Source organism: Gordonia shandongensis DSM 45094, assembly GCF_000423025.1.
In the GTDB taxonomy this organism is placed as follows: domain Bacteria; phylum Actinomycetota; class Actinomycetes; order Mycobacteriales; family Mycobacteriaceae; genus Gordonia; species Gordonia shandongensis.
Genome location: NZ_AUHE01000003.1, coordinates 106411 through 119091, shown reverse-complemented (window position 1 = coordinate 119091; position 12681 = coordinate 106411). Strand labels below are relative to the sequence as shown.

Genomic DNA, 12681 nt, shown 5'->3' with positions numbered 1-12681 from the left:
CCGTCGACGCACGGCGAGGAGTTCGACCACGTGAACGCAGCGATGCCACCGGAGGGCCCGCGGCACCGGCCGCTGCCCGACATGGTCGCCGCGCACGTCCGCGAACAGATCATGTCCGGTGCGATCCGTCCCGGGGAGTTCCTGCGGATGGAGCCGATCGCCGACGCCGTCGGGGTGTCGATCACCCCGGTCCGCGAGGGGCTCGTCCGGCTCACCAACGAGGGATTCGTCACGGCCGTCCCGCGACGCGGTTTCGTGGTCGCCGAGTTCACCCGCCGTGATGTCCGCGATCTGTTCTGGGCGCAGTCGCGGCTCGCCGGCGAACTCGCCGCGCGGGCCGCGGACCGGATCACCGTCGACGAGCTCGACGAGTTCTCGGGTCTCATGACGATGTCCGACGCGGCGATCGCCTCGGGCGATCCCGTCGCGATCGGCGAGTACGGTCACCGCCTGCACCGGCATGTCAACCTCGTCGCCCGGTCCGATCGACTGGCCAGGATGCTGGCGTCGATCGTCAAGCATCTGCCGAACTCGTTCTACGGCTCCATCGAAGCGCACATCCGCACCGTGCCCGCCGACCATCGCGACCTGTATGCGGCGTTGGCCGCGCACGACGCCGAACGCGCCCGCGCCGTCACCGAACGCCACACCCTCGGCAGCGCCGACTACGTCGTCGAGATGCTCGAGGGGCGGGGGCTGTGGGGCGACGACCGCTGACGCTCGGCGCCGATCACCAGCGGGTCGTCGCCGGCGCCTTCCCGGTCTGCTGATCCTCGGCGAGGCACAGTGACCGCAGGACGTTGTGGTACACCACCAGACCGTAGGTGTTGGGGGCGTTGATCAGTCCGTCGGCGCGCGGCAGGAGGTCGATGCCGCCGGTCATCGGCGCCAGGGCGTCGGCGGCGAAGTCGTTGGCGACGGAGATGAAGTGCGTGGTGAGCGCGTAGGCGTAGTAGGCCGCCGTCATCGTCTTGGTGACCGTGAGGTCCGCGAGGCGGACCGTCTTCCCGAGGTCCTTGCCTTCACCGATCGTGTGGCCGATGCCGATCGCGATCTCGGTGATCGCACCGCCGACGTACGGGATCGCTCCGAGCCCGTACGAGAGGAGGGTCTCGATGGTGGTGAAGTCGGCCGGGTCGGCGGGGATCAGGTTCTCCGGGACGCGGACCTGCCGCATGAAGGCGTCCAACTCCTTCTGTTTCGCGGCGATCTGCCGTGCGGCGCGCGCGTTCGGCGCGATGGCCTGCAGGTAGGCCGAGGTGCGGGCGACGATCCGTTTGAGCGGGAGGTCGCCGATCGCCGGGCAGGTGCCGGGTTCGGCGATCATCACCTGGCCGGCGATGTCCTCGATGATCGCGGGGACCTGGGAGGAGAAGTTCCCGGGTTCGGGTTTGCCGGCGCGCGCCCGTTCCTGCGGTGTCATCGTGACGAGGCAGCCGCCGATGATCGCGTCGCTGATCTGGCGGTACATCAGCTTCAGTCCGGCTGCGCCGATCGTGATCGGCAGGGTGATGAGGGTTCCCAGTGCCACCGGCCCCACGGACACGAGGCCCGGCATCGTGTCTTTGACGAAGGTCAGCGGGATGATCGCGGTGAGGTAGAAGTACAGCCACGCCGTCTCGACGGCCTGCGAGAGGGTCAGGTTCTCCACGCGGATCGGCTGCGCGGCACGTCCTTCGCGGACGTTCATCAGCTGGGTGACGATCCACTGCGACAGCGGGTCGCGGTAGGTGTTCATCGGCGCGTCGTCGGAGGCCCCGAGCTGGGTGGGGTGCATCGAGACGGCCGTCGTGGAGATGGTCATGCGGTGCATGTCCGCGAGCACCTGGCGCTTCGCCGCCCGCGCCGCACCGCGGTGTTCTGCGGGGATCGACGGCATGAAGGAGTCGAAGACCGCGACGAAGACCTTGTCGAGGGTCGCCTCCTCGGCGCCCACGCAGGTCGCGCCGTCGGCGGTCACCGTCGTCGGGGGTGTGCGCTCGGCCGCCTGCTTCGTCGCCGCCTGGCGGCCGGGGCCGTCCGCGACGTTCTGCGTGGTCGACTCGGACTGCAGCGTCGCGCGCTGCTCGCCCGGTGCCGCGCTCACGCTCTGCGACACGCTGCCGATCACCACGGCACCCACGAGGGTCACCGCCACCGCACGTGCGGCACGCGACCGCCACGAACGCACACTGATTGCCATGTTCTCTGCGCCTTTGTTCCCCGACCAGCGATCTCGGACACGTCGCTTCCGTCGCGCATCAGCTAACACCATGTTCGGAGTGTCCGCTCATCGGACTACGCGATCGGCACGAATTTGACGATCCGCCCACCCCGGACGTCGCTAGCACTCGGTGCATGCGAGTGCTAGAAATCGGTGTCGGTCGCGGGTATTCTCAGTGGTGTACAGCATGTGCTGCTCGGCCGACGGGTGGCGGGCAGCCTGTCTTCAGGAGGTGAGTTGCTGTGCTTCGATTCGATCCGTTCAGCGACGTCGACGCCCTTGCTCGGGGGTTGATGACCGGTTCTCTCGCCGGCACCCAGCGAACGCCGAAGTTCATGCCGTTGGATCTCTACAAGGTGGACGACCGCTACATGCTGGTCGCCGATCTCCCGGGCGCCGATCCCGGGTCGATCGACGTGGACGTCGACAGTGGTGTCCTGACTCTGTCCGCGCAGCGGAGCGCACCGTCCGACGAGGGCGTCCAGTGGCTGACGAGCGAACGGTTCTCCGGGACCTACCGTCGGCAGTTGACGCTCGGCGACGGCATCGACCCGTCGGGCATCACCGCGCACTACGACAACGGGGTCCTCACCGTGATCATCCCGCTGGCCGCCGAGGCCAGACCCCGCAAGATCACGGTCGAACACGCCGACCGTCCGCAGGCCATCGCCGCCCGCGGTTCGGACTGACTCCCGTCGCCGAGGGAAGGAGCAACGCATGATGACGATGGACACCATTCCGCGCTGCGACGACGCCGACTGGCTCGACCAGACCGCGTCCGTCCCGGACGATGAGTTCGACGACTACCCGTTCACCGAGCGCGACGAGCCCGACCTGCCGTCGCTCCCGGGATTGGACCTCGCGAGCTGATCGGTCCGACCCCGATCCGACAACCCCACTGCGGCCCCGTCGCCTTCGACGGGGCCGCAGTGCGTCGACGGACCTCGTCAACCAGATCCGGCGGAAACACCCCCGTCAGCACACCCACCGACACCAGATCAGACAGACGACGATCCGACTCGGGCTTCACCCATCCCGCACGTGGCATGCAACTAAACTGAATGCTTGTCACTTGACTGAACGGCATTGAGGGCTAACGGCCCCTGTCGGTAGACATTCTTCTCCAGACGATCCTCCCGAATGGGATGATGCTGATCGCAAGGATGACGATGACCAACAAGCTCGGATCCTGAGCGCCGCGCTGTTTGAAGTAAATGAACGTTGCCATCGCAGAGATCAGTAGTACTGCGAATACGATTCTGAGAACTTTCGATCGCGACATGATTCTAGTCCCCGGTCCGATGCACTTGGATATCAAGGGATCCGGGCATTACTTCGATCTGATGATGTTCATCCTCATCGAGGGTTTTGGGCTCGTTGCGAATGCAAGCGTACGAAATTGTGCAGGCAGCTGCACCTGCAGCTCCGGCAAACAACGATCCCACGGCCGTCTCGGCAGCCACTGCCGAAAGCACCGCGCCACACCAGAGTGCGAACCCATATTCTGAGCTGGTAGTGGCCATTCTTTGCCCACGGACGATCAGGTCATGAGACATATCCCAGTGGATGTGGTTCCATTTGCATCCGCCGTTGTCATTACGCGGACCTATGCAGTCAGGCCACCATCCATATCGGCTCCAGCTCCGCTCAGCCCCGCGCCATGTCGACGAACTTCGACAGGTGCAGCTGGTGGGCGACGGTGATCGTCGCGGTCGGACCGTTGCGGTGTTTGCCGACGATGATGTCGGCCTCGCCGGCGCGGGGATCGTCGCGTTCGGTCGCGTCGGGGCGGTGCAGCAGGATCACCATGTCGGCGTCCTGCTCGAGGCTGCCCGACTCACGCAGGTCCGACACCTGCGGGCGTTTGTCCGTCCGCTGCTCGGGTCCTCGGTTCAGCTGGCTGATCGCGACGACCGGCACTTCGAGTTCCTTGGCCAACAGCTTGATGGAGCGCGAGAACTCCGAGACCTCCTGCTGCCGCGACTCGACCTTCTTGCCCGAGGTCATCAACTGCATGTAGTCGATGACCACGAGCTTGAGATCGTGCCGCTGTTTGAGGCGACGCGCCTTGGCGCGGATCTCCATCATCGTCAGGTTCGGCGAATCGTCGATGAACAGCGGCGCCTCGGTGATCTCACCCATGCGTCGAGCGAGACGGCTCCAGTCGTCGTCGTTCATCTTGCCCGACCGCATGTCCCCGAGCTTCACCTTCGCCTCCGCCGACAACAGCCGCATGACGATCTCGGTCTTGCTCATCTCCAGCGAGAACATCGCACCGGTCTGCCCGTTGTGGATGCTGCACGACCGCAGGAAGTCGAGCGCGAGCGTCGAATTGTGCGTCGGCACCATCGCCTCACCCGCCAGGTACAGGTGGCTGCCGTTGTCGACCTGGACGCACCGCACCGGCACACTCGGCACCGACCGCACCGACACGACGCGGCGCGCCCGAACGTTGCCCCGCAGCTCCTTGTGCCGTTGCGCCTTGTCGAAGACGGTGAACACGTCGTCCGGCGCGTTGAGCCGCACCCAGCCGCTGCTGGCGCGGCGGAACGTGTAGCCGAGGCCCGCAGCCAGATCGCCGACCACCGACGACATGTGGTTCGTGACGGCCGGGACGGTGATCCATCCGTCGTCGTCCACCCGGCCCCGCGAGTCGACGATGCCCGCCAGCAGCGCGCGCCGCTGCGAGATCGAACCGCGCAGATACTCCGGCGGAATCCGGCCGCCGAGGTCGGTCATCAACGTCATCACGTCGACGGGGCCCTCGGCCTCGATGCGCGCGCCGATCTCAGGATCGTCGTACGCCATCCCGGCCAGCGCGCCGACCGTGTACGGCCCGTAGGCCAGGGACCGGTACGGCAGGTCGATCGGTTCGGTGTTGTGCACCACGGCGCGGCCGCTGTACAGCTGAAGCTCATCGGTGGTCAGCACGCGGTCGGAGCCGTCGACCTCCACGCTCCACTGGTGCTCCTGGTCGGCGGCGATCACGGCGCCGTCGTCGAACTCCACCTGGAAGCACGGCCGCCGGGTCATCACCTCGGTGGCCGCCACGACCGTCGTCGGCCGGCCGTCGGGACCCAACAGCCGGTCGCCCTCGGCGACGCGGCCCATCGTGGTCCACCCGGTCGGCGTCGGCAGCGGGGTGTCCAGCGCCAGGGCCTTCCCCACACCCGGTCGGGCCGCGACGATGATCATCTGTCCGGGATGGAGTCCGTTGGTGAGATCGTCCAGGTCGGCGAACCCGGTCGGCACGCCCAGCGACAGCCCGCCGCGCGACGCGATCGAGTCGAGTTCGTCGAGTGTCGGCTGCAGGAGCTCCTCGAGGGCCACATAGTCCTCGGCGGTGCGGCGTTCGGTGACGTCGTAGATCTCCGCCTGTGCACGGTCGACCACCTCGGCCACGTCCTGGCCGTCGGCGCCGGCGTAGCCGTACTGCACGATGCGCGTGCCGGCCTCCACCAGACGCCGGAGGATCGCCTTCTCGCTGACGATCTCCGCGTAATACCCGGCGTTGGCGGCCGTCGGCACGGTCGAGATCAGCGTGTGCAGGTACGGCGCGCCGCCGACGCGCCGCAACTCGCCCTTCCGTTCGAGTTCGGCACCGACGGTGACGGCGTCGGCGGGTTCGCCCTTGCCGTACAGCTCGAGGACCGCGTCGTAGACGGCCTGGTGTGCGGGCTTGTAGAAATCGCCCGGCTTGAGACGCTCGAGGACGTCGGCGATCGCGTCCTTCGAGAGCATCATTCCGCCGAGAACCGACTGCTCGGCCTGATCGTCCTGGGGTGGCTGCCGCCCGAACTCCTCCGTCGGAGGCTCGGGGGGGAGGTCGGATGCGAGATCGCGACCGGCGTCGACTGCCACCTCTGGACTCCCCTCATGTCGTCAACGGCATTGACTGCGGCCCCGTGTCTCCCACGACGACGGGTCCGGGTTCCGCGCCGGTAGCGACCCGGCAAACGAGAACCTGCAGAAAGGTTAGGTCCAGACTCCGACAGCGCCAAACGAGCCCTGTGGACAACGCTGTGAACCGTGTGTGGACAACGGTGGATGACGCAGGACCGGGTGTGTACAGGCATGTGGAAACACTGGGGAATTACCTCACAGGCTCTGACATCAGCACTGGTCAGATGCCATTTTCCCAATCCACAGCCAGGAGTTTTCCAAACCCCGGCGTGTTGCCTTGCGCCACGCCGAGGGAGGCTTCGAGTACCCCTTGAGATCGACCGTCCACCGCACCGAATCCAGGTCTCCGGCGGCGCGCACCGGAGGGTTCTTCGAACCGCCCACACTCGGCCCTCCGACGTGCTGAAATGACATTGTGCGTGCCTCACACCTCACCCGAACGGGCCTGCTGACGATCATGACCGCCGTCGCGGCGGTCACCGCCGCCCTCGTCCCGGGCGCCGCCGCAGCAGCACCGGCGTCGGGCGTCCCCGACCTGAGCGCACTCACCGCCGTCGACGCGACGCCCTACCGTTCCCTCTCCTACGCCAACGGCGGCAGGCACTTCTTCCGCGCCGGCTCCACGCTCTGCCAGATCGGCTCGGGAGCGTCCTCGGCAGCCTGCCGCATCCGTCCGGCCACCGCCCCGCCCAATGCGATCGGCGTGACCCTCAGCGGCGAGAACGCCGGCCCGTACTGGGTACGCCGCGACTCGTCGTTCCAGCTCGGACCCGTGAGCCGCTTCCGCGCACCCGCGCTCACACCCGGGCACCGCATCACCGTCCGCAACACCACCTGCGGAGTCCCGAAGGCCGGCGTCATCATCTGCCACAACAACAACCGGAGCTTCACCGTGAGCCGGTCATGGCACCGGTTCACCTACCCGAAGGGCGACCGGTACCACGACCGCAATCCGCACCCCCGGTACCTGCCGAAGGACATCCGGTCACCCCAGCTCCGCTGACCGCGGAGTCGGCACCGGGCGGCCGCACCGCCCACAGCCGCCCCAGACACGACGAAGGCCGGTCCCCCGCGGGGACCGGCCTTCGTCGTTGAACCGTCTGCGTCAGCTGACGACGGTGAGGCTGAACGACGCCTCGACCTTCGGGTGCAGCTTGACGACCACCGGGTAGGAGCCGACGGCCTTGATGTGGCCCTTCGGCAGCTCCACGGCACGCTTGTCGACGGCGGGGCCACCGGCGGTGCGGATGGCGCCGGCCACGTCGGCCGCGGTGACCGAGCCGAAGAGTCGGCCCGAATCGTGGGTCTTCACGGTCAGCGAGACCGAATCCAGGCCCTCGAGGGCCTGCTTGATCTCGTTGGCGTGATCGAGGTCGCGGACAGCGCGAGCCTCCTGAGCGCGGCGGATGCCCTCCACCTGCTTCTGGGCGCCGCGGGTGGCGACGATCGCCAGCCCACGGGGCAGCAGGTAGTTGCGGCCGTAACCGTCACGCACCTCGACGGTGTCGCCGGCGACACCCAGGTTCTCGACATCGGCGGTGAGGATGAGCTTCATCGTTCTGCGTCCCTTCCCGCTCAGCGACCGGTCGACGTGAACGGCAGCAGGGCCACCTCACGCGAGTTCTTGACGGCCACGGCGATGTCACGCTGGTGCTGGACGCAGTTGCCCGTCACGCGACGCGAGCGGATCTTGCCGCGGTCGGACAGGAAACGACGCAGCAGCGCGGTGTCCTTGTAGTCGATCTCGGTCTTCTTGTCCTTGCAGAAGGTGCAGGCCTTGGCCTTGGTGACCTTCTCCACGCGGACCTTGCGGCCCTTTTGCTTTGCCATATGTTGCTCCGTTTGATGCTCTCCGGAACGGCCGCCTCAGCGGACGGCGCCCGGAATCAGAAAGGTGGTTCGTCGTCCCCGCCGCCGAAACCGCCGCCCGCTGCGGGCGCACTGCCCCACGGGTCGTCGGCCGGCTGGCCGCCCTGCTGTGGGCGACCGCCCTGCTGCTGGCCGTAACCGCCGCCGGCGTTGCCGCCGCCCTGGTTACCGCCGAAGCCGCCGCCACCGCCGAAGTTGCCACCGCCGCGCTGGGTTTTGGTGACCTTCGCCGTGGCGTAGCGGAGGGAGGGGCCGATCTCGTCGACGTCCAGCTCCACAACGGTGCGCCGCTCGCCCTCGCGGGTTTCGTACGACCGCTGCTTCAGCTTGCCCTGCACGACCACGCGGGCGCCCTTGGTGAGCGACTCGGTCACGTTCTCCGCGGCGTCACGCCAGATGCTGCAGCGGAGGAACAGCGCTTCGCCGTCCTTCCACTCGTTCGTCTGACGATCGAAGGTGCGCGGAGTGGAGGCCACCGTGAAATTGGCGACCGGAGCACCGGATGCGGTGAACCGCAGTTCCGGGTCGGCGGTCAGGTTTCCGACAACCGTGATGACCGTGTCAGTCATGAGACTCCCCTAAATCGTGTGAAGAAAGCGCGGGTTCGGCGCGCACCGGAGTGGTTCGCTTCCACAGTATGTGCCGATGCCGACATCCGCAGCAGGCTTCGCGGGCCTGTGGACGGCTACTTGCGCAGGACCTTGGTGCGCAGGACCGACTCGTTCAGCTTCAGCTGACGGTCGAGCTCGCTCACGGTGTCCGGGGTCGCGTTCAGCTGGACGACGGCGTAGATGCCCTCGCTGTGCTTGGCGATCTCGTATGCGAGACGGCGCTTGCCCCAGACATCGACGTCCTCCACCTTGCCGCCTTCCGTGCGGACAACGTTGAGGAGAGTATCCAGGGATGGGGCGACGGTGCGCTCGTCCAGACTCGGATCGAGGATGACCATCAGTTCGTAATGACGCATAAGACCACATCACCTCCCATGGGCTGATCGGCCGCGGACGGTCCGCGGCAGGAGGGTCGCCTGCGTCGGCAACCTGTCAAAGATACATGAGCGGGTACTGACCAGCGAAATCAAGAATGGGCTGCACTACTCTCGTCCCCATGCCATCGGTCCGCCGCCGTCTCACCCGACTCCACCCGGGCGAGACGGTCCTCCTGCTGACGACCGCGATGCTCGCGACCGCGGCGTCCCTGTCGGCGGCGTTCGCCGTCAAGGCGCCGTGCACCACACCGCCCGGGTATCCCGACGGTTACCGTCAGTGGCTGTTCGCGGGGCCCCGCGACGCCGTCCCCTGCTACTCCGACCTGATGACGATGTGGCACGGCCGCGGGCTGGCCGACCACGTCTTCCCGTACATCCACGGCGGTATCGCGCCCGACGGGCAGCTGTTCGGGGGCGCCGTCGAGTATCCCGTCCTGTCGGGGTTGATCATGTGGATCAGCGGGCTCGGCGCGGACAGCGACTTCGCGTTCCTGTGGCACAGCCTCCTGGTGCTGGCGCCGTTCGCGTTCGTCACCTCGATCATCCTGGCCGTGTTGAGCCGCTGGTGGGTGCTCCTGTGGGTCGCGACCCCGCCCCTGCTGCTGTACGCGCTGCACAACTGGGAGCTCCCGGTGGTGTGCGCGTCGGTGGTGGCGGTCGCCGTCATGGCGCGCGGCGGTTCCGCGGACCCCGCCACCGGGCTCCGACGGTGGTCGGTGCGCACCACGACCGCGCTGGCGGCCGTCCCGCTGGGCGTCGGCTTCTCCCTGAAGATCTACCCGGGCCTGTTCGTGATCCCCCTCGCGCTGTACGCCCTCACCCGTGGCGAGCCGGGCGCCGACCGGCGGCGGGGACTCGATCCGCGCGGCGCGCTCATCGTGGTCGCGGCGGCGGCCGCGACGGTGGCGGCGACCCAACTGCCGTTCATGATCGCGGGGTTCGACGGCTGGCGCGCGGCGATCAGCTTTCAGACGCGCCGGATGGCCGACATGACGACCAACTCCGTCTGGTACTGGGGTCTCCGGCCGCTGATGGGCGGTGAGACGCCCGAGTACGACCGCATCGTCGGCGTCGCGTCGCCGGTGCTCATCGCCGCGGCGTTCCTCGCCGCATGCGCACTGGGCATGCGGGTGTACCGGCGGACGGGCGCCTTCCCGTGGCTGGGCGTGAGCGCCGCGGCGCTCGCCGGTTTCATGCTGTTCCACAAGGTTCACTCGCCCCAGTACACGCTGTGGATCCTGCCGTTCTTCGTCCTCCTGCGCGTCCGCTGGTGGTGGATCGTGACCTATCTGGTCGGCGATCTCATCGTCGCGCTGACCGTCTTCCACCTTCTGGCCGACCACGACGCCGCCACGCTCGAGGCGGTCGAGAGCGGGGTCGCGGCGGGCGTGTGGATCCAGGCGGTCGTGCTGCTGGCGCTGCTGTTCGTGCTGCCTCGCACCCCGGCGCGCGAGCCGCTGGCCTCATACCTCGCCGGCGCCCAGGGCCCGCCCGGACCGCTCACCCGCCTCCGTGCCGCCGACGCCGCGGCCGCCCGCGTGTGGCTCGGCACCCCGACGCTCGCGGGCCGGGCGGTGACCCTGCGGCCGCTGGCCCTCGCGGACGCCGAGGCCCTCGGCGCGGTGGCGAGCGATCCCGACCTCTACCGGTGGACGAGCGGCGTGCCGCGCGGGCGGGCCGCGGCGGCCGCCTGGATCCGCGACGCGCTCGCCGATCCCGAGCGCATCCCGTTCGCCGTGGTCGACGCCGCCGGCCACGTGGTCGGGACCACCAGTTTCTACGACGTCGACGAGTCGACGAGGTCGCTGGCGATCGGATACACCTTCTACGCCCCCGACGCGATGGGGACCGCGGTGAATCCGGAGGCGAAGCTCCTGGCGTGCGAGTACGCGTTCACCGACTGCGGTGCGGTCCGCATCGTGTGGCACACCCACGCGCAGAACGCGCGCTCACGGCGGGCGATCGAGGGGATCGGGGCCCGCGCCGAGGGCGAACTGGCTAAACATCGACGATTCGGCGACGGCTGGCGGACCACAGCCCAGTTCGCGCTGACCGACGACGAGTGGCCTGCCGCCCGCGCCGCCCTGCGCGCCCGGGTGGCCGCGGCGGTCGAGTCAGATGCCGGCCGCGTCGGCCGCTGATCCGACCGTGCGTCGGCCGTCGCTCGCCGGCGGGTACTGCCCCTCCGGCCCCATCCCGTCCCGAGAACCCAGCCCGTCGCGAGGACCCTGTCTGTCGAGAGGACGCAGCATCCGCCAGATCACCACGGCGCACAGTCCGACGACGACGGCACCGCGGACCGTGTTGAACGCGTAGAACCATTCCGGCGGCAACCATTTGCGGTCGGAGTCGAGGAACAGCCCCATCCGCGGAATCCACACGAGAGCGTCGAAGGTCATCCACGCCAGGACGGCCCTCGGATACGGCACCGCAAGGACCGCGAGCGGCACCAGCCACAGCGACGACTGCGGGGTGAACTGTTTGCCGAACAGCAGGAATCCCGCGACGAGGAGGAACACCAGCTGCGGGAGCGTCGGATCGTTCTGCGCCCGCAGCCCGATGTACGTCACCGTCGCGATCACGGCCGCCAACAGCAGCAGGACCAGGGCGGTCAACAGCGTCGACGTCGGCTGCCACCCGGTGGCCTCGGCGATCAGCCGGTACAGCGTGTCGGGTTCCACACCGCGGTCCGCCCACACCCGGTAGGTGTGGCTCCACCCCGCCGGGTACAGGACGATGAGCGGCAGGTTCACCGCCAGCCACGCCAGCACCGTCGTGCCCAGCGTCTGCGCGAGATCACCCAGCCGTCGTCGCCGCACACACAGGATCGCGACAGCGGGCAGCATGAGGAGCGGATAGACGGCCGCGGCCGCGCCGAGCCCCACGAAGACGCCCGCCCACCCCGGCCGACTCCGGGTCCACAGCAGCATCGCCACGGCGAGCATCGCGATCCCGAGCACCCCCGACCCGTCGGTGAAGGCGTGGAAGAACACCAGCGGCGACAGCGCCATGAGCGCACCGAGCCACAGCCGCCGACGATCGGTCATCATCGTCGCCCACACGGCCAGCAGCCAGAACAGCGCCAGGACGACCGCACTGATGTTGAAGAAGTTCACGGCGTCGAGCGTCGACGGCAACCCGGCGGCGTCGGCGAACCACGCCCACGCGCGGGCCCCCTGGGCGTCGGCGTACATCAGCATGCCCGTCAGGGCCGGCGCCGCCAGATACCGCTTGCCGTCACCGTCCGGTCCGGTCCAGTAGGTGCGGTACGGGAACGAGCCGTCGGCCAGGTCACCCGGCGACAGTCTGTTCTCGCCGTACGCCGGGACGAGATCGGTGTAGCACAGCCCGTAGAACTGCCGCTGATTGTCCCAGTTGAGCCGCACCTGCCCCGGCTCGTCGGCCACCGGCGCCTGCTGGAGGCATCCCGCCTTCCCGAACCAGCTCAGCGACAGACCGACCAGGGCCAGCAGGAAGATCACCCGCAGCGGGGTCCACAGTCGACTGCGGCCGACGGCGGCGTGCAGACCGACGGGCCCGCCGATGGTGTCGCTCGCCGTGGCGATCTGCCGACTCGACCACGACGGCAGCATGCGGTCGTAGTCGACACGGGTGTCGGCGGCCGGCCGCTCCGGCGAGTCGTACCCGTGCTCGTCCGGCGTCCGGTCCACGGCGTCACTTCGATCCACGCGACCAGTGTGGTCCACGCGACCGGTCA

Annotated in this window: 12 protein-coding genes; 5 read left to right on the top strand and 7 right to left on the bottom strand. The window is 68.4% G+C overall.

Annotated elements, in window-relative coordinates; genetic code table 11:
• Nucleotides 1-42 precede the first annotated feature (42 nt).
• Entirely contained in the window at nucleotides 43-717 is a 675-nt protein-coding gene (locus tag G528_RS0105770; protein ID WP_026918142.1) for a GntR family transcriptional regulator, read from the top strand.
• 13 nt (nucleotides 718-730) lie between these two features.
• Here the strand turns inward: G528_RS0105770 and G528_RS16540 are convergent, their stop codons facing one another.
• The gene (locus tag G528_RS16540) at nucleotides 731-2182 is read right to left on the bottom strand and encodes a hypothetical protein (protein ID WP_245569688.1); all 1452 of its coding nucleotides are present in this window, start codon (nucleotides 2180-2182) and stop codon (nucleotides 731-733) included.
• A 263-nt stretch (nucleotides 2183-2445) separates the two neighbouring features.
• On the opposite strand from G528_RS16540, the gene G528_RS0105760 reads away from it, so the two are divergent.
• Together G528_RS0105760 and G528_RS18400 are read left to right on the top strand one after the other, a co-directional pair.
• Entirely contained in the window at nucleotides 2446-2892 is a 447-nt protein-coding gene (locus G528_RS0105760) for an Hsp20/alpha crystallin family protein (protein WP_026918141.1), read from the top strand.
• Nucleotides 2893-2920: 28 nt separating this feature from the next.
• Nucleotides 2921-3073: a hypothetical protein gene (locus G528_RS18400; protein WP_156890361.1), complete on the top strand. Its 153-nt coding sequence runs from the start codon at nucleotides 2921-2923 to the stop codon at nucleotides 3071-3073.
• A 777-nt stretch (nucleotides 3074-3850) separates the two neighbouring features.
• On the opposite strand, the gene dnaB is transcribed toward G528_RS18400, so the two are convergent.
• Nucleotides 3851-6064 (bottom strand): replicative DNA helicase, encoded by a 2214-nt coding sequence (gene dnaB / locus G528_RS0105745; RefSeq protein ID WP_026918140.1) that lies wholly within the window; start codon nucleotides 6062-6064, stop codon nucleotides 3851-3853.
• A gap of 457 nt (nucleotides 6065-6521) precedes the next feature.
• Here dnaB and G528_RS16535 point away from each other — a divergent pair, with 457 nt between their 5' ends.
• Nucleotides 6522-7109 carry a hypothetical protein gene (locus G528_RS16535; protein WP_245569687.1) on the top strand — a complete coding sequence of 196 codons (588 nt, stop codon included), beginning with the start codon at nucleotides 6522-6524 and terminating at the stop codon, nucleotides 7107-7109.
• 102 nt (nucleotides 7110-7211) lie between these two features.
• On the opposite strand, the gene rplI is transcribed toward G528_RS16535, so the two are convergent.
• The 4 genes from rplI to rpsF form a co-directional block, all read right to left on the bottom strand.
• Nucleotides 7212-7661 carry a 50S ribosomal protein L9 gene (rplI, locus tag G528_RS0105735; RefSeq protein ID WP_026918139.1) on the bottom strand — a complete coding sequence of 150 codons (450 nt, stop codon included), beginning with the start codon at nucleotides 7659-7661 and terminating at the stop codon, nucleotides 7212-7214.
• Between the two features lie 20 nt (nucleotides 7662-7681).
• Nucleotides 7682-7936, bottom strand: coding sequence for a 30S ribosomal protein S18 (gene rpsR / locus G528_RS0105730; RefSeq protein ID WP_026918138.1), 255 nt, complete (start codon nucleotides 7934-7936; stop codon nucleotides 7682-7684).
• Nucleotides 7937-7992: 56 nt separating this feature from the next.
• Nucleotides 7993-8544, bottom strand: a complete 552-nt coding sequence (locus tag G528_RS0105725) for a single-stranded DNA-binding protein (RefSeq protein ID WP_026918137.1) — start codon at nucleotides 8542-8544, stop codon at nucleotides 7993-7995.
• A gap of 116 nt (nucleotides 8545-8660) precedes the next feature.
• On the bottom strand, nucleotides 8661-8942 hold the full coding sequence (gene rpsF, locus G528_RS0105720; protein ID WP_026918136.1) for a 30S ribosomal protein S6: 282 nt from the start codon (nucleotides 8940-8942) through the stop codon (nucleotides 8661-8663).
• Nucleotides 8943-9082: 140 nt separating this feature from the next.
• On the opposite strand from rpsF, the gene G528_RS0105715 reads away from it, so the two are divergent.
• On the top strand, nucleotides 9083-11104 hold the full coding sequence (locus tag G528_RS0105715; protein ID WP_026918135.1) for a GNAT family N-acetyltransferase: 2022 nt from the start codon (nucleotides 9083-9085) through the stop codon (nucleotides 11102-11104).
• Here G528_RS0105715 and G528_RS16530 read toward each other — a convergent pair.
• The gene (locus G528_RS16530; protein WP_245569686.1) at nucleotides 11078-12652 is read right to left on the bottom strand and encodes a glycosyltransferase family 87 protein; all 1575 of its coding nucleotides are present in this window, start codon (nucleotides 12650-12652) and stop codon (nucleotides 11078-11080) included. The two genes, G528_RS0105715 and G528_RS16530, sit on opposite strands and share 27 nt — an antisense overlap.
• Nucleotides 12653-12681: the final 29 nt, after the last annotated feature.

Excerpts from the sequence above, each read along its gene's own strand:
- G528_RS0105715 (WP_026918135.1), top strand. The coding sequence starts at position 9,083 with ATGCCATCGGTCCGCCGCCGTCTCACCCGACTCCACCCGGGCGAGACG.
- G528_RS0105725 (WP_026918137.1), bottom strand. The coding sequence starts at position 8,544 with ATGACTGACACGGTCATCACGGTTGTCGGAAACCTGACCGCCGACCCG.
- rpsR (WP_026918138.1), bottom strand. The coding sequence starts at position 7,936 with ATGGCAAAGCAAAAGGGCCGCAAGGTCCGCGTGGAGAAGGTCACCAAG.
- G528_RS0105770 (WP_026918142.1), top strand. The coding sequence starts at position 43 with ATGCCACCGGAGGGCCCGCGGCACCGGCCGCTGCCCGACATGGTCGCC.
- rpsF (WP_026918136.1), bottom strand. The coding sequence starts at position 8,942 with ATGCGTCATTACGAACTGATGGTCATCCTCGATCCGAGTCTGGACGAG.
- G528_RS16540 (WP_245569688.1), bottom strand. The coding sequence starts at position 2,182 with ATGGCAATCAGTGTGCGTTCGTGGCGGTCGCGTGCCGCACGTGCGGTG.
- G528_RS18400 (WP_156890361.1), top strand. The coding sequence starts at position 2,921 with ATGATGACGATGGACACCATTCCGCGCTGCGACGACGCCGACTGGCTC.
- rplI (WP_026918139.1), bottom strand. The coding sequence starts at position 7,661 with ATGAAGCTCATCCTCACCGCCGATGTCGAGAACCTGGGTGTCGCCGGC.